Source organism: Candidatus Tenderia electrophaga (genome assembly GCA_001447805.1).
In the GTDB taxonomy this organism is placed as follows: domain Bacteria; phylum Pseudomonadota; class Gammaproteobacteria; order Tenderiales; family Tenderiaceae; genus Tenderia; species Tenderia electrophaga.
This window is the reverse complement of the sequence record CP013099.1, coordinates 13,465-37,339: the sequence shown is the minus strand read 5'-3', so window position 1 is coordinate 37,339 and position 23,875 is coordinate 13,465. Positions and strand designations below refer to the sequence as shown.

The following is a 23,875-nucleotide window of genomic DNA, read 5'->3' as shown; positions in this document are numbered from 1 at the left end:
AATACCGCCTATTTTCGCAATGCTATGTACAGCGCCGGTTTTGACATCAATGCAGGCGAACACCCCATCGTGCCGGTGATGCTGTTCGACGCCACCATCGCTCAACGCATGGCGGCGAAACTATTGGAGGAAGGGATTTATGTCATCGGCTTTTCCTATCCGGTGGTGCCCCAAGGCCAGGCGCGCATCCGGGTGCAGATCTCCGCCGCCCATGAACACGCCCATCTGGACCGGGCGATCCGCGCCTTCGGCAAGATCGGGCGCGAGATGAAGTTTATCGAGTAGGGCACCGCCCGCCTTTTCCCGGCCTAACCCACCTCATCCAACACCCGCCGCCGGGTATTTTTGAGCATGGCGCTGGGTTGTGGTAAAGTGCCGCGCCTCACAAACAAAACCACACTATAAATTATGCCCTGTCACCCGCACCGCTCCCCTACCCCGCCATAGCGCAGCTTCGAATCATTCGCCGTCCCTAAACCCCGGGGATATGGATTGGGGTTCATTTTTTCTTGTTTCTTGGTCTTGCCGGAAATCGATCGCCGGCGGCGGCTGTCGCGGTGCTTTCCAGCGCGCGGCGCATATCACCAAACATTGGATAAAACATGCAATTCTCCATAAAGAACAACTGGTTCAGCAACGTCCGCGGGGATCTGCTCGCCGGCATCGTGGTGGCCTTGGCCCTGATCCCCGAGGCCATCGCCTTTTCCATCATCGCCGGCGTTGACCCCAAGGTCGGGCTGTATGCCTCCTTCTGTATCGCCGTGATCATCGCCTTCGTCGGCGGCCGTCCCGGCATGATCTCCGCCGCCACCGGGGCCATGGCGCTGCTGATGGTGACGCTGGTGAAAGAGCACGGCCTGGAATACCTGCTCGCCGCCACCCTGCTCACCGGCGTGTTTCAGATCATCGCCGGCTATATCAAGATCGGCTCGCTGATGCGCTTTGTGTCGCGCTCGGTGGTCACCGGCTTCGTCAACGCCCTGGCGATCCTGATCTTCCTGGCCCAGCTGCCCGAGTTGAACCTGGCCAACCCCGGCGTCACCTGGCACGTCTACGCCGTCACCGCCGCCGGCTTGGGGATCATCTATCTGTTTCCCTATCTCACCAAGAGCATCCCCTCGCCGCTGGTGACCATCGTGGTGCTGACCATCATCGCCATCGTGCTCGATCTGCCCATCCGCACCGTGGCTGACATGGGCGAGCTGCCCGATACCCTGCCGGTGTTCCTGTGGCCCGATGTGCCGCTGAACCTGGAGACCCTGTGGATCATCCTGCCCTACTCCCTGTCGCTGGCCATGGTCGGCCTGCTGGAGTCGCTGATGACCGCCACCATCATCGACGACCTAACCGACACCCCCAGCGACAAGAATCGCGAGTGCAAGGGCCAGGGCATCGCCAACATCGGCTCGGGCCTGCTGGGCGGCATGGCCGGCTGCGCCATGATCGGCCAGTCGGTGATCAATGTGAAATCGGGTGGTCGCGGACGGCTTTCGACCCTTTCCGCAGGTATCTTCCTGTTGCTGATGGTGGTGTTTCTCGACGAGATGGTGGGCCAGATCCCCATGGCGGCCCTGGTGGCGGTCATGATCATGGTCTCCATCGGTACCTTCAGCTGGGAGTCGCTGAAGAATCTCAGGACCCACCCCAAGAGCACCAGCATGGTGATGATCGTCACGGTCATCGTCACGGTGTTCACCCACAACCTCGCTTGGGGCGTGTTCGTCGGCGTACTGCTGGCCGCCATAAACTTCGCCAACAAGGTGGCCCAGTTCAAGTACGTAAAATCAGAGCTGAGCGAAGACGGCACCACGCGCACCTACACCGCGGTGGGGCAGGTGTTCTTTGCCTCGGCGGACAAGTTCGTCGAGTTCTTCGACTTCAAGGAGGTCATCGACAAGGTGGTGATCGACCTCACCCAGGCGCACTTCTGGGACATCACCTCGGTCAGCGCTCTGGACAAGGTGGTGATCAAGTTCCGCCGCGAAGGCACGGAGGTGGAGCTGATCGGCCTCAACGAGGCGAGCGCCACCATCGTGGACAGGTTCGCCGTGCACGACAAACCGGACGCGGTTGATAAACTGATGGACCACTAGGAAGGAGATGGCGATGACAAAAAATGTAATGGCGTGTATCGACGGTTCACGCGCGGCGGAGACAGTGTGTGACTATGCCGCCTGGGCCAGCCTGCGCCTGGAGGCACCCCTGGTGTTTCTTCATGTGCTCGACAAATCGGAATACCCGGTCAAACAGAACCTCAGCGGCAACATCGGCCTGGGCAGTCGCGAGGCCTTGCTCAAGGAACTGGCAGAGCTGGACGAAAAGCGCGCCAAGCTGGCCATGGAACAGGGCCGCATGATGCTGGAGGCCGCGCAACAGCGCGCCGTGGAAGACGGCGTGGGCAACGCCACCACCCTGCAGCGCCACGGCGAGCTGGTCGATACCGTGGCCGAACTGGAAGACGAGATCCGTCTGCTGGTGATGGGGCGTCAGGGCGAAGAGGGCGACAGCCTGGGCGAGCATATCGGCACCCATGTGGAAAACGTGGTGCGCACCCTGGACCGCCCCATCCTGCTCACCGCCAATGCGTCCTTCAAGACCCCGGCCCAGATCATGGTCGCCTTCGACGGCAGCGCCACCACCCGCAAGGGCGTCGAAATGATCGCCGCCAGCCCGCTGTTCAAGGGCCTGCCCTGTCATGTGGTAATGGTGGGCAACGACAGTCCGGAGAATCTGGCTCACTTGGACTGGGCCCGACAAGCCCTGGAGGCGGCCGGCTTTGAGGCCATCACCTCAATCCATGAGGGGGGCGTCGAAGACGTATTGAGGGAATACCGCCGCCAACACGGTATCGACATGCTGGTGATGGGGGCCTACGGCCACTCGCGTATTCGTCGTTTTCTGGTGGGCAGCACCACCACCAAGTTGATACGCGACACCACCGTACCCCTGTTATTGCTGCGCTAGGCCTGTTTGGCGTTCAATCGTCCTGGTGTAACGGCGCCACCCGGAACACCTCGTCCAGGGTGGTCTGCCCGCTGACCACCTTCTGGATACCGCTGATACGCATGGGGCGCATCTCGTCCTGCCGGGCCTGACGGCGCACGGCGGCCATATCACAGTCGTTGGCGTTGATCAGCCGCTTGATGGCCCCCGACATGACCAGCATCTCGTAAATGCCGACCCGGCCGACATAGCCGGTTTGGCGACACTCCAGACAGCCGACCGGGCCGTAGACCTGTTCCGGCAGCGCCGCCTTCCAGGGCCGGCTGAGGCTGGTCCACATCGCGGCATCGGGCGCGACGGGCTGTTTACAGTGGGGACAGAGGGTACGCACCAGGCGCTGTCCCACCACCCCCAACAGGGTGGCCGTGATCATGTAATGGGGCACGCCCAGGTCCAGCAGGCGGGTGACGGCGGAGACGGCGTCGTTGGTATGCAGGGTGGAGATCACCAGGTGGCCGGTGAGCGCCGCCTGGATGGCCATCTCGGCGGTCTCCAGGTCGCGAATCTCGCCCACCATAATGATGTCCGGGTCCTGGCGCAGCAGGGCGCGCACGCCGTCGGCGAAATTGAGATCGATGTTGTGCTGCACCTGCATCTGGTTGAAGTCGGGCACCACCATTTCGATGGGGTCCTCGATGGTGCAGATATTGACTTCCGGCTTGGCCAGATATTTCAGGGATGAATAGAGCGTGGTGGTCTTGCCCGAACCAGTCGGCCCGGTCACCAGGATGATGCCGTTGGGCTGTTTCAACATGCCGCGCCACTGCTTTTCTTCATGGCGGTTGAAACCGAGGTCGGTGAAGTTCTTCACCAGCACGTCGGGATCGAAAATACGCAGCACCATCTTTTCGCCGAAGGCGGTGGGCAGGGTGGCCAGGCGCAGTTCCACCTCGTTGCCGTCGGGGGATTTGGTCTTGAGGCGGCCATCCAGCGGGCGGCGCTTTTCCGCCAGGTCCATGCGGCCGAGAATCTTCAAGCGGCTCAGCACCGCCGCCATCACCGCGCTGGGCAGTTGATAGACAGTGTGCAACATGCCGTCGATGCGGAAGCGGATATTGCCCTTTTCCTGACGCGGTTCCAAATGAATATCACTGGCGCGTTGATCGAACGCATATTGCAACAGCCAATCGACGATGCGCACCACATGCTGGTCGTTGGCGTCCAGACTGCCGGCCTTGCCCAACTCCAGCATCTGCTGGCCATTGATGAACTGGGGATGGGCACTGTCGTCGGCGCTGGCGCCCTGCACCGAATGGGAGACGGTGTAGAACTCCACCAGATAGCTTTGGATATCGGACGGGCTGGTCATCACCAGGCGCACGTCCTTGCGCAGGATGTGGGCCAGTTCGTTGAGCCAGCCGGTGGCATCGGGCTGGGCGGTGGCCATCACCACGTAGTCCGGGCCGACCTCCACCGGCAGCAATTTGTGGCGCTCGGCATAGGCATAGGACACCACCTGGGTCACCGCCGCCATGTCCACCTTGAGGGGATCGATACGTCGATAGGGCAGGCCGAGCTTGTGCGCCAGCCACTCGCTGAGAAAGTCCTCGCTCAGCAAGCGCTGCGGCGGCAACGCGGACTTGAGCCGCTGATCGGCGATCAGCGTCAGGGGATGCTTGTCGCCCAGATCGCGATAACGCGCCTGGACCTGGAGATTTTCATAGGCCTGCTTGGCCAGCAACCCTTCCTCGAACAACAGCTCGGCGATCTGCCGCAGCCCTAGTGGCACGAGCTGTTGTGGTGTACCGCTCATCGAATCCGTCACAGCGCTCTCTTTGGCCCGTCCCGGACCGAGTCATTATCTCTAGATATATGGCGGCCCGTGGCCGCGCAGCTTTACCGCCGCCGTCTCCATTGCCCCCGGCTGGGCGCACGCAAAGCGGTTAGAATACGGCCATGTCCCTGCCGATCGATTCCGCCCTGCCCGAACTGCTCGCGGCGCTCAACCAACATTCCAACGTCGTCCTGCAGGCCCCGCCCGGGGCCGGCAAGACCACGCGCGTGCCGCTGGCCCTGCTGGACCAGGCCTGGCTCGGCGCGAACAAGATCATGATGCTGGAACCGCGCCGCCTGGCGGCCCGCAACGCCGCCCACTACATGGCGGCAAGCCTTGCTGAAGAGGTGGGCGGGACGGTCGGCTACCGGGTGCGCATGGACAGCAAGATTGGCCCGGCCACGCGCATCGAGGTGGTCACCGAGGGGGTGCTGACGCGCATGCTGCAGGCCGACCCGGCCCTGGCGGGCGTGGGCCTGGTGATCTTCGACGAATTCCACGAGCGCAGTCTGCAGGCCGATCTCGGCCTGGCCCTGTGCCTGGAGAGCCAGGCCGCCCTGCGCGAGGACCTGAAGATTCTCGTTATGTCCGCCACCCTGGACGGCGCCGCCACGGCCGAGCTGCTGGGCGACGCGCCCATCATCACCAGCCAGGGGCGCAGCTATGCCGTGGACATCCGCCATGCCCCGCCGCCGCCACGGGCCCATCACCAACAATGGCTGCAACACGTGGCCGCCGTCACCCTGGAGGCGCTGCAGCAAGAGAGCGGCAGCGCCCTGCTGTTCTTGCCCGGCGCCGCCGAGATCCGCCGTGTCGAGCAACTGCTGCAGGCGAGCGTGCCGGGCGCGGATGTGCTCATCGCGCCGCTCTACGGCGAACTCTCCCTGACGGCACAGGCACTGGCCATCCGCCCGCCCCCGCCGGGCAAACGCAAAATCGTGCTGGCCACCAACATCGCCGAGACCAGCCTCACCATCGAGGGCATCCGCCTGGTCATCGATGCCGGCCTGGCGCGGGTGCCGCGCTTCGAACCGGCCAGCGGCCTGACGCGATTGGAGACGGTCAATATCTCCCAGGCTTCGGCCGCACAACGCGCCGGTCGCGCCGGGCGCCTGGAGCCGGGCATTTGTTACCGGCTCTGGCCCGCAGGCCGCCACCTGCTGGCCCACGGCACGGCGGAGATACTGGAGGCGGACCTGGCCCCCCTGGCCTTGGAACTGGCGCGCTGGGGCTGTCGCGACCCGGGTCAACTGCGCTGGCTCGACCCGCCTCCGCCGGCCAGCTACCGGCAGGCCCTTGATCTACTCCGGCACCTGGGCGCCGTCGACGGCCAGGGACGCATCACCGCCCACGGAGAACAGATGGCCGCCCTGCCCCTCCATCCGCGCCTGGCCCACATGGTGCTCAAGGGGCGTGAATTGAGCGCCGGTGCGTTGGCCTGCCAAATCGCCGCGCTGCTGTCGGAGCGCGATCCGCTGCGCCGCGGCGACGTACCCGACAGCGACCTGCTTAGCCGTCTGCGCCTGCTGCAAGGTAATGCCAAACCGGCCCGCGCGCTGCATCATATTCAACACGCAGCGCAGCAATTGCAGCGCCAGCTGGGCCTGCGGGGCGAAGCGAACGATCTTGCCTGGGCCGGGGTGCTGCTCGGCCATGCCTACCCCGACCGCATCGCCCAGCGTCGCCCCGGCGAGCAGGGCCGTTATCGGCTGGCCAACGGCCGCGGCGCCCTGTTCGCCGAACACGAGGCGCTGGCCAAGGCGCCCTGGCTGGTGATCGCGTCACTGGCGGGCGGACGCGAGGCGCGCATCTTCCTCGCCGCCGCTCTTGAGCTTGACCAGATCGAACAGCATTTCGGCGCGCTGATTCAGACGCAGGACATCATTCAGTGGGACGCGCGCGAACAGGCGGTGCAGGCACGGCGCCAGCGGCGCCTCGACGCCTTGGTGCTGGACGATAAGGCCTTGAACACACCGGACGCCGCAGACGTCTGCGGCGCCTTGATTGAGGGCATCCGCCAGGCCGGCAGCCAGTGCCTGCCCTGGTGCAAGCGCAGCCGCACTTGGCAGCGGCGCATGCAATTTCTGCATCGTCACGACGGCGCATGCTGGCCCGATGTCTCCGACGCCGCGTTACTGCACAGCCTGGAACACTGGCTGGCGCCGTTTTTGAGCGGCATGCGCCGTCTCAGCCATCTGCAGCGGCTGGATCTTCAGACCGCGCTGAACACCCTGCTGCCCTGGCCCCAGCAACGCCGGTTGGACGAACTGGCGCCGACCCACGTGCAGGTACCCAGCGGCTCGCGCATCGCCCTCGATTACAGCAAGGACCCGCCCGTGCTGCCGGTCAAATTACAGGAGATGTTCGGCGCCGCCGACACCCCGGCCATCGCCGGCGGTCGGGTGAAACTGCAGCTGCACCTGCTGTCGCCGGCACAGCGGCCGGTGCAGGTGACCCAAGACCTGAAAGGCTTCTGGCAAGGCAGTTATGCCGAGGTAAAAAAGGATATGAAGGGGCGCTATCCCAAACACTACTGGCCCGACGACCCGTTGCAGGCCGAACCCACCCGGCGCGCCAAGCCTCGTGGTCAGTGATTATATTTGTCCTTCTCTTTCCATGAAGCGGGCAGGGAGCTGAGGGTGAGATCGCGGCCCTCCTGCAGCATGTACTCGGTGAACACCTGGGCCACCACCGAGGGTTTCTTGCCCTCGGGAAAACAGAGGTACCAGACGTCCTCCACCGGAAAGCCCTCCACATCCAGCACCACCAGTTCGCCGCTGTTGATCTCGTGCACCAGGGCGTAAACGGAGAGCATGGAGATGCCCAGCTCGCCGATCACCGCCTGCTTGATGGCCTCGTTGCTGCCCAGGGCCATACTGGAGTTAAAGTGCACCGTGCCGCCCTTGACCATGCGCTCCATGGTAAGAAAGGTGCCGCAGCCGGGCTCGCGCATGATGAAATTGTCACGCGCCAGGGCCTCCACCGGAATGTTCTTCTTGTTGGCCAGCGGATGGGAGGGTGAGGCCAGGATCACCAGCGGATTGGTGAGAAAGGGGATGGCGTGGATGCCCGGACCGGTGGGGGTCTGGCCGACGATGTAGATGTCGTCCAGATTGTCCTCCAGCCGCTCCAGCACCCGGCGGCGGTTGGTCACTTCCAGGGTAACGTTGATGCCCGGATATTTCTTACAGAAATCGCCCAGGATGCGCGGCGCGAAGTATTCGGCCGTGGTCACGCCGGAGATGCGCAGATCCCCCTTCTTGATGCCCTTGATATCGGAAATGGTCATCTGGAATTCATCCAGAGAGGCGAAGACGGCGCGGCAGGTCTTGAGTAATTCCTGCCCCACCGGTGTCAGAGAGATACGCTTGCCGATCTGCTCGAACAGGGGCATGCCGATGATAGAGGTGAGTTTCTTGACCTGCATGGACAAGGTCGGCTGGGTCAGATGCAGTTCCGCGGCCGCCTCGGTATACGACCCGTTTCGGGCGATGGATTCAAACACCTGGAGCTGACGAAAGGTTGCGTTGCGGATCTTGATCATTCACGGCCACCTACTGATATAGACGATATACTATCAATATAATAAAAACTTTCTATTATTATTTATATAATGATTTCGGCATAGTGACAACCGTAGTGAACGTGTTATCTCCTTTTGGCGCACATGGGGGTCTTTAATCTCCTCCCCCCCCAACCTCCATAAAGACAACCCAAACCCATGTGCGCCACTTTTTTTATCGTCGTCTTTACCTGTCCGTGACGCGGAACACAGCGGGCGGCCGAATCTGTTCGTCCCGGCTGCGCAGGGCATATGATCAATCATGATCTATACATTCGATAAAATATTTCTATTATCATTTATATTACGATATTGGCATAGTAACAACCGTAGTAAACATAGTTATCTCTTGTTGGCGCACACGGGGCGAGTCTTTATCTCCTCCCCCCCTCCCCCCAAAGACGAATCAGTCCCGTGTGCGCATTTTTTTTACCGACTCAGTAGCGCAACCGATACCAGAACCGTCCCACCAGCTCATGCAGGGCCATGTAGGAATTCACGATCGCCCCGGGCTCGGGTAGGAGCTGAACCAACCAGCCGCCTTCGGCGGCGTAAAAACGGGTGGGCGCCGGAATCACTGTCAGCCCGACCTGTTCGAACATGGCCACCGCCCGCGGCATGTGGATGGCATGGGTCACCAGAAACACCGTATCGATTCCCTTTTGCTGCAGTAGATCGCGGCTGAACCGGGCGTTTTCCGCCGTGGTGCGGCTTTTGTCTTCGAGCCAGACCTGTCCGATGTGAAAATCGTTACGCAGGCTGTCAGCCATCACTTGCGCCAGGCTGGCGCCCTGCTTGTCGAAGACGTGGCCGCCGCTGACCAGCACCGGCAGGCCGCTCAAGCGCTGCAAATGGGCGCCGTAGCGCACCCGTACCAGGGTGTGATTACCCACCGTATCGCCGCCGTATTCCGGCGCGTCTTTATAACGCCCGGCCGACAGCACGACGATGGCGCGCGCCGGCGCCTGCTCGATCTGCTCCCGCGTGAGGGCCGGATAGACGTCCAGTTGTTGCAACAACAGTCCCGACACCAGCGGCGTGCATAACAGATACGCAACGGCCAGCCCAGCCCACAGCAGCGTCTTGGCCAGTAACACGGAGCGTCTCAGCAGCAGCAGGCCCAGCAACCACAGCAGCAATAATCCGCCCGGGGGGAAGATCAGGCTCTTGAGAATCTTGGTAAGATACAGCTCTATCATCACGACGTTTCAGTGGTCATACCAATCGGAACAGCGATTATGCCATTGCCACCCGACACCTTAAGGCAAAAATGTTTAATTTCACCACCCTGCCACCGCTCAGCCTGTATCTGCACATCCCCTGGTGTGTGCGTAAGTGTCCCTATTGCGATTTCAATTCGCACGAGGCCAAACGCGATATCCCCGAACACGCCTATGTGGCGGCCCTGATCAGCGACCTGGAGCAGGAGCTGCCCGACGTCTGGGGCCGGCAGGTACACAGCATCTTCATCGGCGGCGGCACGCCCAGCCTGTTTTCCGCCGAGGCCCTGGACCAGCTGTTCTCGGCGCTGCGCGCCCGCCTCAACCTGGCCGCCAACGCTGAGATCACCCTGGAGGCCAACCCGGGCGCCATCGAGGCGGACAAATTCCGCGAATTTCGCGCCCTGGGCATCAACCGCCTCTCCATCGGCGTGCAAAGTTTCAACGACGACGCCCTGCAGCGCATCGGCCGCATCCACGGCCGCCGCGAGGCGACCCGCGCCGCCGAGCGGGCCCACGACGCCGGCTTCGACAACTTCAATCTCGACCTCATGTTCGGCCTGCCGCAACAAACCCTGGAGCAGGCGCGGGAAGACGTCGCCACGGCCATCGCTTTGGAGCCGAGCCACATTTCCCATTACCAGCTGACCCTGGAGCCCAACACCCTGTTTCACCACAAACCGCCGCCGCTGCCCGAGGACGAACTGCTATGGCGTATGCAGGAACACTGTCAAGCGCAGTTGGGCGACGCCGGGTATCAGCATTACGAAGTCTCGGCCTTCGCCAAAGACCAGCGCCGCTGCCGCCACAACCTCAACTATTGGCAGTTCGGCGATTATCTGGGCATTGGCGCCGGTGCCCATGGCAAGATCAGCAACGCCCAGTTGCAAACCATCCAACGCCGCAGCAAATTGCGTCGCCCGGAGGACTACCTGGCCCAGGCCCACAGCCCGGCGCGCATCAGTACTGAGCAAACGCTTTCCGAAAGAGACGCCGGCTTCGAGTTCATGCTCAATGCCCTGCGCCTCACCGATGGCTTTGCGCCGCACCTGTTCAGCGATCACACCGGCCTGCCCATCTCAGTGGTGGAACAACCATTACGTCAAGCTGAAGAGCAGGGCCTGATCGATTGGAGCGTGCGTTTGATCCGCCCCACCGAAAAAGGGCGCAACTATCTCAACGAACTGTTGCAGCTGTTTTTGCCCTGACCCGGCGGCTGTGTGAAAATACGCGGCCCGTCCAAACATTTATAAAGGCATTGCGCATGGCAACACTGGTATTGCAGGGTCCGCGCCTGACCGAACAGGAAGCGGTCACCCTGAGTCACTCGTTTAACGGTCGACTGGAAGAGCACAAAGGCTACTACCGCATCCAGGTAGACGGCACGGTCGACCCGGCCAAACTGGCCATGCACAAGCAACAGGAAGAGTTTGACATCAACCTGCTACCCGCGGGCTTTGATCCGGCACAGGTCAAGCTGCTGGTCACCGACATGGATTCCACCCTGATCAGCATCGAATGCATCGACGAGATCGCCGACTTCATTGACGTCAAACCCCAGGTCTCCGAGATCACCGAGGCGGCCATGCGCGGCGAGATCGACTTCGAGACTTCGCTGCGGCGCCGCATCGCCCTGCTTAAGGGGCTGGAGCCCAGCGCGCTGGATCATGTCTATAACGAATGCCTGGCGCTCAATCCCGGCGCCAAACAGATGCTGGCCGGGCTCAAGGCGCGCGACATCAAAACCACTTTGGTCTCCGGCGGCTTTACCTACTTCACCGAACGACTCAAAGAACGTCTGGGGTTGGACTACACCCTGGCCAACGTGCTCGAATTCGAAAATGGCAAACTCACCGGTGAGATCCACGGTCACATCGTCGGCGCCGAGGCCAAGGCCGACTTTCTGCTGCAGAAGTGTGAAGAGCTGAATATCGACCCGTCACAGGCGGTGGCCATGGGCGACGGCGCCAACGACCTAGTAATGATGCAACGGGCGGGGCTGAGCATCGCCTATCACGCCAAGCCCAAGGTGCAGGATCAGGCCCACGCCGCCCTCAATCACTGCGGCCTGGAGGGTGTGTTGGGGTTGTTGAATATCAATATGTAGAGTGCACAGCGCACCATGGCCTTTAAAGGGTAATGCCGTACGAAAGACAATTGGTGCGCTATGCGCACCCTACGTTTTTTTGAACAGCAGATCCCAAACACCGTGGCCCAGGCGTTGGCCGCGGCGCTCGAACTTGGTCTCGGGGCGATAGTCCGGCTTTTCCGAATAGGTGCCCGCGCCGGCCAGGTTGCCGAAGCCTGCGGCGGCGGACATCACCGTCATCATCCACTCGGCGTACTCCTGCCAGTCGGTGGCCATATGAAACACACCGCTCGATTTCAGCTTGGTGCGAATCAGCTCGACGTATGCCGGCCGCACGATGCGGCGCTTGTGGTGACGCTTTTTGTGCCATGGGTCAGGAAAGAAGAGCAGCACTTTATCAAGTGAATTATCGGGAATCTGCCGCTGCAGGACCTCCACCGCGTCGTGACAGAAGATGCGTACGTTGCTGCTGCCCTGCGCCGCCAGCTTGTCCAGCAGGCGACCGACACCGGGGCGGTGCACCTCGATGCCGAGATAATCCTGCTCCGGGTGGTTCAGGGCCATCTCGGCCAGGGCGTCGCCCATGCCGAAGCCGATTTCCAATATTTTCGGCGCCGAACGGTCGAATACGGCATCCAGATCCAATACTTCAGCCCCCGGCTCCAGGCCGTATGTGGGCCACAGCTCGCGCAGCGCCCATTCCTGACGGGCGGTCATGCGCCCCTGGCGGCGCACGAAGCTGCGGATGGGGCGGTGGGGGTTATCGGTGGCTGTCATGGTAATTCAGGCAAAAACACTAACCGCAAAGGTCGCGCAGGGACGCAAAAAAACGTTGCGATCCTTGGCGGCCTTTGCGGTTAAACAATAATTTAGAAAAAAGTCCCGTCGATGGGCGATGAGGCGCTGGCGTAGCGCTTGGCCGGCATGCGTCCGGCCAGATAGGCCTCGCGGCCGGCCTCGACCGCCTTTTTCATGGCGGCGGCCATCAGCACGGGATTTTTGGCGCCGGCGATGGCGGTGTTCATCAACACCCCGTCGCAACCCAGCTCCATGGCCACGGCGGCGTCGGAGGCGGTGCCCACCCCCGCATCCACCAGCACCGGCACGCTCAGTTCCTCGACAATAAAGCGGATGTTGTAGGGGTTGCGGATACCCAGCCCGGAACCGATAGGCGCGCCCAGGGGCATGACAGCGACGCAGCCCATGGCCTCCAGCTCCTTGGCCACGATCAGATCGTCGGTGGTGTAGACCATCACCTTGAAGCCGTCGTTGATCAGGGTCTCGGCCGCCTTGAGGGTCTCCATGATATTGGGGAACAGGGTCTTTTCGTCGCCCAGTACCTCCAGCTTGACCAGGTCGTGGCCGTCCAGCAACTCGCGCGCCAGACGGCAGGTGCGCACCGCATCCTCGGCGTTATAACAACCGGCGGTATTGGGCAGGATGGTGTACTTCTCCGGCGGCACGGCGTCGAGCAGGTTGGGCTCGTCCGGGTTCTGGCCGATGTTGGTGCGGCGCACTGCCACGGTGATGATCTCGGCACCGGACGCCTCGGTGGCCAGGCGGGTCTCTTCCAGATCCTTGTACTTGCCCGAGCCCACCAGCAGGCGGGAGTGGTATTCGACGCCGGCGATGATCAGCGGGTCATGGGTAGGCGTTTGAGCTGTATCCGACATATGCATTCCTGTTTGCGGAGATGAAACGAAAGAGCGTAATTATAACCCGCCGTACCCGGGTTTCCCTAACCGCCGCCGATGGCGTGCACGATCTCCACCCGGTCGCCGGCCTGCAGCCGGTGACTGGCGTGACGGCTGCGCGGCACGATTTCCAGATTGACCTCCACCGCCAGGCGGCGGCCGGCCAGGCCCATTTCCTCAACCAACTGCGCCACCGAATAGGGCTCGGCGATCTGGCGCGATTCTCCGTTTACGATGATTTCCATGCGTTCACTGTCATTCATTGGTGACCAATCAGGGGCGCGATTTTACTACAGATCCACGCGCAATAGAGCCGGAGCACGCCGGCTGACCGCCGGGCCTGTACCCGAATCAGCGCGCTTGCGGTAGAATGCCACGCCGATGCGGGTGTAGTTCAATGGTAGAACGGCAGCTTCCCAAGCTGCATACGAGGGTTCGATTCCCTTCACCCGCTCCAATCTCACACGCGCCGGCCGCCGTTTCCGGTCTTCCATCACCCACCGTTTCGCCCCACCCCGGGTCAGCACGGCCACCCGGATTGAGGCCGGGATATCACTTCAGGATACCGCGGTGAAACCCGTTAACCTCGGGTAACGGCGGATTATAAGATGCATCGCAGATATACAACATTATCACTACTCATTTTGCTGCTCTCATTGGCACTCGGCGGCTGCGGCGAAAACGACAAAACCGGCTCCCTGACGGCGCTGCTTGGCGCGTCGCTGCAAGACATCAGCTTCGCCACACCCGGCCCGATCCAGAAGACCTACGGCGATGCACCCTTTAGCAACACCGCCAGCGGCGGCGACGGTCGCGGCGCCATCCGCTATGACAGCAGCAACATCGCTGTCGCCAGCGTCGCTGCGAACAACGGCACGGTCACCCTCATCGCCCCCGGCAGCACCGTCATCACGGCAACCAAGGCCGCCGACCGGCGCCAGCTGGCCGCCCAAGCCAGTTATACCCTGACTGTGGCGCGCGCCGATCAGAGCATCGCCTTCAATAACGCCGGACCGTTGTACAAACTCGCTGACGAGGCCTCGTTTGCCAACCTCGCCGGCGGCGGCAGCGGCAGCGGCGCGCTCAGCTACAGCAGCAGCGACACGGCCGTCGCCACGGTAGATCCTGCAACCGGGGCGGTCACGCCTGTCGCCCCCGGCAACACGACCATTACCGCCACTAAGGCCGCCGACACCTACTACAACTCCGCCCAGGCCTCGTATAGCGTGGTGATGGCTCCGCGCCAGACTCAACTCAAGGCCTGGCTCGGCGCGGCCAATACCGAGGTGGAGTTTCCGGCCGCGGCCGACGGCCTGAGCTTTGTCCGCGCCACCGACGCCGACTGTGACCTGACCAACTATTCGGTATGCGCCGACGGCCAGCTGGATACGCTGACCGGCATCACGATCAACGACAGCGCCGCCCGGCTCAATCAACAGGCGTGGTACTGGCTGCAACACGGCGCGAACACCAGTGCCTCATTGAATGTTACCCAGACTCGCTTCAGCGCCCGCGAATACGTACAAACCGTGGCCTTCGACGACAAGCTGTGGCTCATCGGCGGCTACGACGGCAGTTTCCGCAACGATGTCTGGTCGTCAACGGACGGCGTCAACTGGACCCAGGTCAGTGCCAACGCCGGCTTTTCGGCACGCTCCGATCATCAGGTGGTGAGCTTCGACGGCAAGCTGTGGCTCATCGGCGGCTATAACGGCGCCGCCCTGAACGATGTCTGGTCCTCCAGCGACGGTGTCAACTGGAACCAGGAAACCGCCGCAGCGGGATTCTCGGCGCGCTACGCCCACCACGCCACCGTGTTTGATAACAAACTGTGGGTAATGGCCGGCTGGGATGGCGCACCCAACAATGACGTCTGGTACTCGAGTGACGGCGTCACTTGGACCGAGGCCACGGCCGCGGCCGCCTTTTCCGCGCGTGTCGATCCCCAGGTAGTGGTCTTCGACAGCAAGCTGTGGCTCATCGGCGGCTGGGATGGCAGTTTGCAGAACGATGTCTGGTGGTCCGGCGACGGCAGCAATTGGACCCAGGCCAGCGCCGCGGCCGCCTTCAGCGCGCGCGACGGTCATCAGGTGGCGGTGTTGAACAATCAGCTGTGGCTGGCGGGCGGCCACGACGGCGCGCTGACCAACGATGTTTGGAAATCCGCCGACGGCGCCAACTGGACCCAAGTCAGCGCCGCGGCGGAGTTTTCGGCCCGCGAGCGTCATCACATGGTGGCATTCCATGACGCCCTGTGGCTGATCGGCGGCAACGATGGGGCGCGACGCAACGACATCTGGTCATCGAGTGACGGCCTGAGCTGGAGCAAGCAAACCGCCGGCGCCGAATTCAGCGCCCGCTACGATCATCAAGCCACGGTTTTCAATAATGCCTTGTGGGTAGTCGCCGGACGCGATAGCGCTTTCAGGAACGATGCCTGGTCCTCGAACGATGGCCTGAGCTGGACTCGGCACAGCGCCGCCGCGCCGTTTTCCGCCCGCCATTCACATCAGACGGTGGCGTTCGCCAACAAGCTCTGGGTGATCGGCGGTGATGACGGCGGTAACCTAAATGAGGTCTGGTCTTCCAGCGACGGCGTCAGCTGGAACCAGGAAACGGCCGCCGCCGCGTTCTCGGCGCGCTACGATCACCAGGTGGTGGTCTTCAACAACAAGCTGTGGCTCATCGGCGGCTATGACGGCACAGCGAAAAGCGATGTCTGGTCCTCCAGCGACGGTATTAATTGGACTCAAGAAACGGCTGCCGCCGCATTCTCGGCGCGCTACGACCACCAGGTGGCGGTCTTCAACAACCAGCTGTGGCTGATCGGCGGTTGGGACGGCGGCATGAAAAACGATGTTTGGTCCTCCAGCGACGGCGTCACCTGGAGCCAGGAAACGGCCGCCGCCGCGTTCTCGGCGCGCTACGATCACCAGGTGGTGAGCTTCAATAACAAGCTGTGGCTGATTGGCGGTTGGGACGGCAGCGTGAAAAACGATGTCTGGTCCTCCAGCGACGGCGTCAGCTGGACCCAGGCAAGCGCCGCGGCCGAGTTTCCTGCGCCGCAAGTGCCGCAAGCCCTGGCGTGGGACAACAAGCTGTGGCTCATCGGCGGCAGCGACGGTAGCAGCCAGAACCATGTGTGGTCCTCCGCCGACGGCGTCACTTGGCGTCTCGGCTACAAGGGCACCGTGAACTTTCCCTGATGAACCGGAAAATCTATAGTAGGATTACTGGCCGATAAAGCCGAGCATGTAGAGCATCAGCATTACGGTGGCGGTTCCAGCCACCAGCATAATACCTAGCACCATCATGGCCATTGCTGCACGCATATCTATTTTTCCGGAGCTGTGGTCGGCCCGCCATGATACATCAGTTGCAGCGGTTTGTTACAGGCGGGGCAATAGGTCCATTTCGGTAGTTTATCTGCGGGATCCAACTGAATATCCACGGCCTGCTCGCATTCGGGACACACACCGTGGGCCTTTTCCATCACGGTTTCAACGCGGTAGCGCAGGAAGGCCATAATCGGCCCGCCGATGCCAAAGAGCGGCACCAGAACAAAATGGGCGATGGGGATGAACAGCGTAATCAGCGCCAGCAGCCAGGCGACGCCCAGTATCTTGCCGGCGCGCGCCATGCGCTCCGCCGGTGTGAAGCTGCGTGTATGCAGCTCGCCGACACTGGCGGACGATTCGTTTCCCTTGATGGTAATCGGCTCGACCCGACTCTCCGACATCCTCCCCTCCCAAAGAAGTTGTGTGGCTCAAGGGTAACATAAGCGCCCGGGAAGATTTACCATATAGCCTTCTCGAAGCCTTAAGGACAAGCGGCCATGGCCAGACCCCTGAAGATCATCGGCATTGCATTAGGCGCGATCATCCTGCTGATCGCCGCGGCGCTTATCGCCATCCTGCTGTTGTTCGATCCCAACGCCTACAAGCCCCAGATCAGCCAGGCGGTACAGGACGCCACCGGCCGCGAACTCGACATCAAGGGCGACATCGAGCTGTCCCTGTTTCCCTGGATCGGCATGGAGCTGGGCCAGACCAGCCTCAGCAACGCCCCCGGCTTCGGCGACGCCCCTTTCGCCCGCCTCGACGCCGCCGAGGTCAAGCTGCGCCTGCTGCCCCTGTTATTGCGCCAAGAAGTGGAAACCCGTGCCGTGGTACTGCGCGGCCTGCGGCTCAACCTGCAGGTCAATGAAAACGGCACCAGCAACTGGGCCGACCTGGCCCAACCCGAGCCCACGGCGACTTCCGGCCAGATACCGCCGGCCACGCCGCAACAGGCCGCCGCCTCCACCGGGGGCGGTATCGGCCTGGCGGCCCTGGCCATCGGCGGCATCGAAATCAGCGACGCCCACATCAGCTATGACGATCGCGCCGCCGACACGCACTACACGGTCGAACAGCTCAACCTGGTGACCGGCCCGGTGTCCCTGGACACGCCCGTGGATGTCGCCCTCGACAGCCGCTTCAGCAGCAGCCAACCGCCGCTCAAGGGCCAACTGGAGCTCAGCACCCGCATCGGTTTTGATCTCAAGCAGGAGCGCTATCGCCTCGACGACCTGGTGCTGGAAACCACCCTGGATGGCGAGACACTGCCCGGCGGCCGCGCCCAGGCCAGAGTGAGCGCGGATATCCGGGCCGACCTGCAACAGCAGACCGCCGCCGTGAACAATCTCACTATTCAAACCTATGGCGTCACCGCCCGCGGCCAAATTGATGCCGAACGCATACTGGCCTCACCCGCGTTTAAGGGTGAGCTGGCGCTGGCACCGTTTAACGCGCGCCAGTTGTTAACCAAACTGGACCAGCCAGTACCGGACACCGCCGACCCCGAAGCGCTGACCAAGCTCGCCGCCAACCTTCGGTTCAGCGGCACGCCGACGGCGATCAATATCCCGGTACTGCAACTGTTTCTGGACGACACCACCCTGAGCGGTCGAACGGACATCCGTCTGCCGCAGGACAAACCTCTACCGGCGGTTCGCTACACCCTGCACATCGACACTATCGACGCCGACCGCTATCTGCCGCCGGCCAGCGAAAACGACGTCAAGGTGGCACCCCCCAGCGCCGGCGCCGCCGCGGCCGCCACCCTGCCCATGGAGCTGCTGCGCGATCTCGACATCAAGGGCCAACTGGACCTGGACCAGCTGAAGATCAGTGGCCTGCATATCAGCCAGATCAAGACCCGCCTGACGGCGCAGCAGGGATTGATCGAGCTGCTACCCGAGGCACAGTTGTATCAAGGCGGCTATAAGGGCAGCATGCAGCTGGATGCGCGGCAAGACACGCCGCGTTTCAAACTCGACGACACCCTCAGCGGTGTCCAGGCCGGCCCCCTGCTGCAAGACCTAATGGATGACGCCCTGCTCAGCGGCCGCGCCGATCTCAGCAGCCGCCTGACCACCACCGGCCATACGCCGGAACAAATGACCCGGGCGCTCAACGGGCGCGTCGAAGTGAGTTTCAACAACGGCCAGATCAAGGGCTTCAACCTGGCGCAACTGGTACGCGAGGCCAAGGCCAAACTCAACCAGCAGCCGCTACCCGCCCGGGACGAGACCAAGGGCACTGACTTCACCGAGCTGAGCGCCACCCTGAACATTAAAGACGGCGTCATCCACAACGACGACCTGAGCGCCAAATCGCCTTATGTGCGCATTAGCGGCGCGGGCACGGTGAATCTGGTCACAGAGCAACTCGACTACCTGGTCAAGACCGCCCTGGTGGAAAGCGCCACAGGCGCCGGCGGCGCCGAACTGGAGCAGCTGAAGGGGCTCACCGTGCCGGTCAAAATCACAGGCAGCTTCGCTCAGCCGAAAATCGATCTGCAATACGACGAGATCCTCAAGGCCCGGGCCAAACAGGAATTGGAACGCAAAAAGCAGGAATTGAAACAAAAGGCCGATGCCGAGAAACAGCAACTGCAGCAAACACTGGAGGCCGAAAAAGAGGCCCTGCAACAGGAGCTGAAAGAAAAGCAGAAACAAGAGCTGCAGCAAAAAGAGGACGAACTAAAGAACAAGCTCAAGAGCCTGTTCAATTAGGCATATGGAAAATGATAGTTTCAGCCGACGCCTGCTGCGCTGGTTTAAACAGCACGGCCGCACGGATCTGCCTTGGCAGCAGGACCCTACGCCTTACCGCGTCTGGGTGTCGGAGATCATGCTGCAGCAGACCCAGGTGGCCACAGTCATCCCCTATTTTGAACGCTTCACGCAACGCTTTCCCGACATCAACGCCCTGGCGGCGGCGCAACAGGACGAGGTGCTGCACCTGTGGACCGGGCTGGGTTATTACGCCCGCGGTCGCAACCTGCACCGGGCGGCGCAGCAGATACGCGACCAACACGGCGGAAAATTTCCCAGCGCGTTGGAGCAGGTTATGGCCCTGCCCGGTATCGGCCGCTCCACCGCCGGCGCCATCTTGAGCCTGGCGCTGGGACAGCGCCACACCATCCTCGACGGTAATGTGAAGCGGGTCTTGGCGCGCTATCACGCCCTCGAAGGCTGGCCCGGCACGCCGGCGGTGGAAAAACAGCTGTGGCAACTGAGCGAGCAACACACGCCCAGAACCCACAATGCCGCCTACACCCAGGCCATCATGGACCTGGGTGCCACTCTTTGCCGGCGCAGCAAACCGCTATGCCCGCTGTGCCCCCAACAACACAGCTGCCAGGCCCTGGCGCAAGGCCGGCAGAATCAACTGCCCCACCCCAGACCGAGGAAGCCGCTTCCGGCCCGCAACACCACTATGTTGATGCTGGCCGACCTCGAGGGCCGGGTGTTGCTGCAGCAGCGTCCGCCGAGCGGCATCTGGGGCGGCCTATGGAGTTTTCCGGAACTGGCCGGGGACCCACCCAGCGATGCCGAGATCAACCGCTGGTGTCGGGAGCAGCTGGGACATCAGGTCAAGATAAGCGAACGCTGGCCGGTGCTGCGTCACACCTTCAGCCACTTCCATCTCGATATCGAGCCGGTGTGGCTGCACAGCAAACACGCTGTCGCACGGGTCGCCGACGACCAGGCCACCTGGTTTTCGCCCGCCGCCCCCGCGGCACTGGGACTGGCAGCGCCGGTGAAACAATTGCTCGAGCGGCTACAACAGCACCTGGAATAGCCCTACTGACAGCGTCATAGAGACACCCGCGCCCTTCTGCTAAAATGCGCCCACTCTAGAATCTACTGTGGGGACAACAACATGACACGCATGGTGCATTGCAAGAAACTGAACCAGGAGCTGCCCGGCTTGCCGCAGCCGCCCTATCCCGGCGCGCTGGGTCAAAAGATCTTCGAGAACATTTCACTGCAGGCCTGGCAGCAATGGCTGAGCCAGCAGACCATGCTCATCAACGAATACCGTCTGTCCATGGTCGACCCCAAGGCCCAGTCCTTTTTGCGCGAAGAGATGGAAAAATTCCTGTTCGGCGAGGGCAGCCAAATGCCCGAGGGCTACGTGCCACCCAAGGAGTGATCCAAGCCTTGCGCGCGAGGTGTCTGCGGCATAGAATCAAAGTCTCTATCGCTATACGGATAAGTTCTATTAATTTCAGGAGACGCATGTGAAGAGACAAATCGTGAGCATCGCCGGCATCGCCCTGCTGAGCGGCAGCGTTCAGGCCGCTGAACAATGGACTTGGCTGGCCGGCACCCAGGACGGCTATAGCGCGCAACCCACCATCTCATTGATGGCCGGCCACATGGACCCCGGTGACAACATGAACAGTGACACTGTCAGCGGTCTTGAACTGTCGCTCAACTGCCCGCTGTTACAGCCGCCCAGCAACCGCATCCGCCAGCAACTGAGCTATAGCAAATACGAAGACGGCGGCGTGGAGATCGAAAGCATCGAAATCAATCCCCACTACGTGGTGGAAGTCTCCCCCGGCCTGGAGATCGGCGGCGGTCCCGGTCTGGGCTATGTCATGGTCGACAACGCCGCGGGGGACGACGAAGTCTTCGCCCTGCAGCTGGGCGCCAGCGTCCATTACCATGGCAGCAGCCCCCTGTTCCTCGGCGCCGAGGCGCGTTATCAGATCACCGGCGACGACAACTTCGGCGCCGCCACCGAATCGGATGTGGATAATTACCGTGTATTGCTGAAGTTGGGGTATAGCCTGTAAGGCGACAGCCTTTGTGAGCTTGGTGAAGAAGGCCCCGTCAAGCGGGGCTTTTTTTGTATGTCACCGCCCCCTTGAGGAGAGTCCCCGCGCAGCATAAAAAGGGACCTGCAAGGGGTTCAATCACCAGCTTTGCGCGGCGCGCAAACAGCCGCTAGCGATACTCCCCGCTCTTGGCACAGCGAAACCCCACATCCACACTCAAGCTCAAGGGATCGGCCTGGCCCCGCCGCGCGGAACGATAAAAATAGCTCAGGGCGTAATGCCCCACCCCGGCGCCGCCGCCCTTCACTACCTTGTAGACATCGCCATAGGCCTCGCTCTGGTAGTCCGCGCCCGGATAGCCCCGATACCAATCGTTGACCCATTCGGATACGTTACCGCCCAGGTCGAACACGCCGTATATGGATTTGTCTTGGGGATAACTGCCGGGGGGTACGGTAACGCCGATGTCGTTGTCACCTACATTGGCCCTGCTCGGGTCCCATGCATCGCCCCAGGGATAGCGGCGTCCGTCCGCGCCGCGCGCCGCCTTCTCCCATTCCGCTTCGCTGGGCAGGCGCTTACCGCGCCAGCGACAATAACTGGCGGCGTCGTACCAATTGATGGCGGTGACCGGCAGACGGTCGCGTTCGGCCTGGATGCGTTTGAGCTGCGCCAGGATCTCATCCTTTTCCATCTGAGTGGTATCCATGTCGAGCTGAAAATACTCACCCGCCACGCGGCGCAGGGTGTCCAGATCAAAGCTACTGAGACGGTGCTCGCTGGCGTTGTAGCCGTCCTGCACCCAGGGCGGCGGCGGGTCGATGCCGGTGGCCAGCACAAAGCGCTTGTATTCGCCATTGCTCACCTCGTAGCGATCGATGTAAAACGCGTCGAGCCTGACCCTGTGGCGCGGGTGTTCGTCCAGATACATGGGCTCACGAAAACCGAACTCCGCCTGCTTGCCCTCGGTGTCCACCGCATCACTGCCCATGATGAATTCACCCGCCGGCACCTGCACCATGCCGTCCGGCGGCGGCATTAACTGCGGCGCTTGCTCACACCCCAGCAGCACAACCAGCAGCAACGGCCAGACCAGGGACGCAGCGCGCATGGCTATTCGGCGTCTTTGGCGCAACGAAAGCCGAAGCTGTCGTTCTTGGTACGCGGATTGAAAAAGCTGCGGTTGAACACCGGCGCCGAGATGCCGCATTTGTAGAACGAACAATCCCACCATGAGCCGCCCTTGAGCACCTTGTACTTCTCGCCGTAGTTCTCGGTGACGCGCTGGTTGCCGGGGTAAGGCAGGTACCAGGATGAGGTCCATTCCCACACGTTGCCGGTCATGTCGTACAGGCCGTACGGACTCTTGCCGCCCTCGAAGGCGCCCACCGGCGTGGTATCACCCTCCACATACATAGCCGCCCAACGCACCGGGGTGTTGGCCTTATCGATGCTGAATCCGCTGCCCCAGGGAAACATGCGCCCGTCGGTGCCGCGCGCCGCCTTTTCCCATTCCTTGTCATCAGGCAGGCGCTTGCCGGCCCACTCACAATAGTCGTGGGCGTCATACCAACTGACTTGAGTCACCGGGTGATCAGCCTTGCCCTCGGGAAAGCTGCGATTGCGAAAATGGCGCGGCGAGCGATGACCGGTGGCATCGATAAACTGTTTGTATTGAAGATTGGTGACTTCGTATTTGTCGATCCAATAGGCCGGCAGCTCCACCTCGTGGCGCGGGCCCTCGTCGGGCAGGCGAAAATCGGTGCCGCGAATAAAGGTACCGGCCGGGATCCGGATCATCTCATTAGGATCGGCGCCGATACGGGTCTCATCGTAGTAGATCGGCACACTCATGCCCGGCCCCTGACCCTCGGCACGCTTTTTCGGCTTGGCCTTACGGATGGCGGACTCGAGCTGTTGCAACTCGGCACTGAAATCGGTCTTCAGCCCTTTCCGCTTGTGGCACTCGACACAGGCGGTGGAAGTCGCCTTTTTGAAGAGCTCGGCGTCGCCCTCCTGGTGGCAGGCCACACAACCGTTCATATCCTCGTGATGAAAGCGGACAATGCGTTCCTCGGCCGCCCATGCCGCCGCCCCGAACAGCGCCACCAACACCATGAAGCAATGCCCCCAGTTCATACCACTTCCCATGCCTTGCCAACCCCAAAATCCAGCGTAACGGACCGTTAAGAATAACACGGGCACCAAGGCGGCAAAAAACCCAAAAAGCCGAAAGAAACTTGACTCGGTCACGGCCTGTTGGTTTAATACACGCCTTCCGGCGCCCAGGTAGCTCAGTCGGTAGAGCAGGGGACTGAAAATCCCCGTGTCGGCAGTTCGATTCTGTCCCTGGGCACCACTATTTTCTCTACACTATCAAGTAATTACATCAAGCCGACCGGATTTACTTGATTCGTG

General features: G+C 61.9%; 20 protein-coding genes and 2 tRNA genes. 13 read left to right on the top strand and 9 right to left on the bottom strand.

Annotation, left to right across the window (positions count from 1 at the left end; translation table 11 throughout):
- Positions 1 to 24 precede the first annotated feature (24 nt).
- The 3 genes from Tel_00180 (at position 25) to Tel_00170 (ending at position 2,964) form a co-directional block, all read left to right on the top strand.
- Positions 25 to 285 (top strand): hypothetical protein, encoded by a 261-nt coding sequence (locus Tel_00180; GenBank protein ID ALP51681.1) that lies wholly within the window; start codon positions 25 to 27, stop codon positions 283 to 285.
- Between the two features lie 317 nt (positions 286 to 602).
- Complete coding sequence (locus Tel_00175; GenBank protein ID ALP51680.1) at positions 603 to 2,093, top strand: sulfate transporter; 1,491 nt, start codon at positions 603 to 605, stop codon at positions 2,091 to 2,093.
- 13 nt (positions 2,094 to 2,106) lie between these two features.
- A complete protein-coding gene (locus Tel_00170; protein ID ALP51679.1) occupies positions 2,107 to 2,964 on the top strand; it encodes a universal stress protein UspA in 858 nt (285 codons plus the stop codon).
- Positions 2,965 to 2,977: 13 nt separating this feature from the next.
- Here Tel_00170 and Tel_00165 read toward each other — a convergent pair whose 3' ends face one another.
- Positions 2,978 to 4,768 carry a type II secretion system protein E gene (locus Tel_00165; protein ALP51678.1) on the bottom strand — a complete coding sequence of 597 codons (1,791 nt, stop codon included), beginning with the start codon at positions 4,766 to 4,768 and terminating at the stop codon, positions 2,978 to 2,980.
- A 131-nt stretch (positions 4,769 to 4,899) separates the two neighbouring features.
- On the opposite strand from Tel_00165, the gene Tel_00160 reads away from it, so the two are divergent.
- Complete coding sequence (locus Tel_00160) at positions 4,900 to 7,371, top strand: ATP-dependent helicase (GenBank protein ALP51677.1); 2,472 nt, start codon at positions 4,900 to 4,902, stop codon at positions 7,369 to 7,371.
- Here Tel_00160 and Tel_00155 read toward each other — a convergent pair.
- A complete protein-coding gene (locus Tel_00155; protein ID ALP54669.1) occupies positions 7,365 to 8,312 on the bottom strand; it encodes a LysR family transcriptional regulator in 948 nt (315 codons plus the stop codon). The genes Tel_00160 and Tel_00155 overlap by 7 nt on opposite strands.
- 464 nt (positions 8,313 to 8,776) lie before the next feature.
- Entirely contained in the window at positions 8,777 to 9,538 is a 762-nt protein-coding gene (locus Tel_00150) for a hypothetical protein (protein ALP51676.1), read from the bottom strand.
- A gap of 71 nt (positions 9,539 to 9,609) precedes the next feature.
- On the opposite strand from Tel_00150, the gene Tel_00145 reads away from it, so the two are divergent.
- Both Tel_00145 and Tel_00140 read left to right on the top strand, forming a co-directional pair.
- Positions 9,610 to 10,767, top strand: a complete 1,158-nt coding sequence (locus Tel_00145; GenBank protein ALP51675.1) for a coproporphyrinogen III oxidase — start codon at positions 9,610 to 9,612, stop codon at positions 10,765 to 10,767.
- A gap of 56 nt (positions 10,768 to 10,823) precedes the next feature.
- Complete coding sequence (locus tag Tel_00140; GenBank protein ID ALP51674.1) at positions 10,824 to 11,666, top strand: phosphoserine phosphatase; 843 nt, start codon at positions 10,824 to 10,826, stop codon at positions 11,664 to 11,666.
- 69 nt (positions 11,667 to 11,735) lie between these two features.
- Here Tel_00140 and Tel_00135 read toward each other — a convergent pair whose 3' ends face one another.
- The 3 genes from Tel_00135 to Tel_00125 all read right to left on the bottom strand — a co-directional run bounded on the left by Tel_00135 (position 11,736) and on the right by Tel_00125 (position 13,587).
- A complete protein-coding gene (locus Tel_00135; GenBank protein ID ALP51673.1) occupies positions 11,736 to 12,425 on the bottom strand; it encodes a tRNA (guanine-N7)-methyltransferase in 690 nt (229 codons plus the stop codon).
- A gap of 92 nt (positions 12,426 to 12,517) precedes the next feature.
- The gene (locus tag Tel_00130) at positions 12,518 to 13,321 is read right to left on the bottom strand and encodes a thiazole synthase (protein ALP51672.1); all 804 of its coding nucleotides are present in this window, start codon (positions 13,319 to 13,321) and stop codon (positions 12,518 to 12,520) included.
- Positions 13,322 to 13,386: 65 nt separating this feature from the next.
- The gene (locus Tel_00125; GenBank protein ALP51671.1) at positions 13,387 to 13,587 is read right to left on the bottom strand and encodes a thiamine biosynthesis protein ThiS; all 201 of its coding nucleotides are present in this window, start codon (positions 13,585 to 13,587) and stop codon (positions 13,387 to 13,389) included.
- Positions 13,588 to 13,725: 138 nt separating this feature from the next.
- On the opposite strand from Tel_00125, the gene Tel_00120 reads away from it, so the two are divergent.
- Both Tel_00120 and Tel_00115 read left to right on the top strand, forming a co-directional pair.
- Positions 13,726 to 13,799, top strand: a tRNA-Gly gene (locus tag Tel_00120).
- Between the two features lie 187 nt (positions 13,800 to 13,986).
- On the top strand, positions 13,987 to 16,548 hold the full coding sequence (locus tag Tel_00115) for a hypothetical protein (protein ALP51670.1): 2,562 nt from the start codon (positions 13,987 to 13,989) through the stop codon (positions 16,546 to 16,548).
- 128 nt (positions 16,549 to 16,676) lie between these two features.
- On the opposite strand, the gene Tel_00110 is transcribed toward Tel_00115, so the two are convergent.
- Entirely contained in the window at positions 16,677 to 17,081 is a 405-nt protein-coding gene (locus Tel_00110) for a hypothetical protein (protein ID ALP51669.1), read from the bottom strand.
- Positions 17,082 to 17,177: 96 nt separating this feature from the next.
- Here Tel_00110 and Tel_00105 point away from each other — a divergent pair, with 96 nt between their 5' ends.
- The 4 genes from Tel_00105 to Tel_00090 all read left to right on the top strand — a co-directional run bounded on the left by Tel_00105 (position 17,178) and on the right by Tel_00090 (position 21,475).
- Positions 17,178 to 19,400, top strand: a complete 2,223-nt coding sequence (locus Tel_00105) for a hypothetical protein (protein ID ALP51668.1) — start codon at positions 17,178 to 17,180, stop codon at positions 19,398 to 19,400.
- A gap of 4 nt (positions 19,401 to 19,404) precedes the next feature.
- On the top strand, positions 19,405 to 20,472 hold the full coding sequence (locus Tel_00100) for an A/G-specific adenine glycosylase (GenBank protein ID ALP51667.1): 1,068 nt from the start codon (positions 19,405 to 19,407) through the stop codon (positions 20,470 to 20,472).
- A gap of 81 nt (positions 20,473 to 20,553) precedes the next feature.
- Complete coding sequence (locus tag Tel_00095; GenBank protein ALP51666.1) at positions 20,554 to 20,826, top strand: hypothetical protein; 273 nt, start codon at positions 20,554 to 20,556, stop codon at positions 20,824 to 20,826.
- Positions 20,827 to 20,914: 88 nt separating this feature from the next.
- Entirely contained in the window at positions 20,915 to 21,475 is a 561-nt protein-coding gene (locus tag Tel_00090; protein ALP51665.1) for a hypothetical protein, read from the top strand.
- A 151-nt stretch (positions 21,476 to 21,626) separates the two neighbouring features.
- Here Tel_00090 and Tel_00085 read toward each other — a convergent pair whose 3' ends face one another.
- Both Tel_00085 and Tel_00080 read right to left on the bottom strand, forming a co-directional pair.
- Positions 21,627 to 22,568: a hypothetical protein gene (locus Tel_00085; GenBank protein ALP51664.1), complete on the bottom strand. Its 942-nt coding sequence runs from the start codon at positions 22,566 to 22,568 to the stop codon at positions 21,627 to 21,629.
- 2 nt (positions 22,569 to 22,570) lie between these two features.
- Positions 22,571 to 23,596 carry a hypothetical protein gene (locus Tel_00080; protein ID ALP51663.1) on the bottom strand — a complete coding sequence of 342 codons (1,026 nt, stop codon included), beginning with the start codon at positions 23,594 to 23,596 and terminating at the stop codon, positions 22,571 to 22,573.
- Between the two features lie 144 nt (positions 23,597 to 23,740).
- On the opposite strand from Tel_00080, the gene Tel_00075 reads away from it, so the two are divergent.
- Positions 23,741 to 23,816 (top strand) — tRNA-Phe (locus Tel_00075).
- The last annotated feature ends 59 nt before the right edge of the window (positions 23,817 to 23,875 follow it).

Coding starts and splice junctions, on each gene's coding strand:
- Tel_00180 (ALP51681.1), top strand. CDS start 25: ATGTACAGCGCCGGTTTTGACATCAATGCAGGCGAACACCCCATCGTG.
- Tel_00175 (ALP51680.1), top strand. CDS start 603: ATGCAATTCTCCATAAAGAACAACTGGTTCAGCAACGTCCGCGGGGAT.
- Tel_00170 (ALP51679.1), top strand. CDS start 2,107: ATGACAAAAAATGTAATGGCGTGTATCGACGGTTCACGCGCGGCGGAG.
- Tel_00160 (ALP51677.1), top strand. CDS start 4,900: ATGTCCCTGCCGATCGATTCCGCCCTGCCCGAACTGCTCGCGGCGCTC.
- Tel_00150 (ALP51676.1), bottom strand. CDS start 9,538: ATGATAGAGCTGTATCTTACCAAGATTCTCAAGAGCCTGATCTTCCCC.
- Tel_00145 (ALP51675.1), top strand. CDS start 9,610: ATGTTTAATTTCACCACCCTGCCACCGCTCAGCCTGTATCTGCACATC.
- Tel_00140 (ALP51674.1), top strand. CDS start 10,824: ATGGCAACACTGGTATTGCAGGGTCCGCGCCTGACCGAACAGGAAGCG.
- Tel_00135 (ALP51673.1), bottom strand. CDS start 12,425: ATGACAGCCACCGATAACCCCCACCGCCCCATCCGCAGCTTCGTGCGC.
- Tel_00130 (ALP51672.1), bottom strand. CDS start 13,321: ATGTCGGATACAGCTCAAACGCCTACCCATGACCCGCTGATCATCGCC.
- Tel_00125 (ALP51671.1), bottom strand. CDS start 13,587: ATGGAAATCATCGTAAACGGAGAATCGCGCCAGATCGCCGAGCCCTAT.
- Tel_00110 (ALP51669.1), bottom strand. CDS start 17,081: ATGTCGGAGAGTCGGGTCGAGCCGATTACCATCAAGGGAAACGAATCG.
- Tel_00105 (ALP51668.1), top strand. CDS start 17,178: ATGGCCAGACCCCTGAAGATCATCGGCATTGCATTAGGCGCGATCATC.
- Tel_00100 (ALP51667.1), top strand. CDS start 19,405: ATGGAAAATGATAGTTTCAGCCGACGCCTGCTGCGCTGGTTTAAACAG.
- Tel_00095 (ALP51666.1), top strand. CDS start 20,554: ATGACACGCATGGTGCATTGCAAGAAACTGAACCAGGAGCTGCCCGGC.
- Tel_00085 (ALP51664.1), bottom strand. CDS start 22,568: ATGCGCGCTGCGTCCCTGGTCTGGCCGTTGCTGCTGGTTGTGCTGCTG.
- Tel_00080 (ALP51663.1), bottom strand. CDS start 23,596: ATGAACTGGGGGCATTGCTTCATGGTGTTGGTGGCGCTGTTCGGGGCG.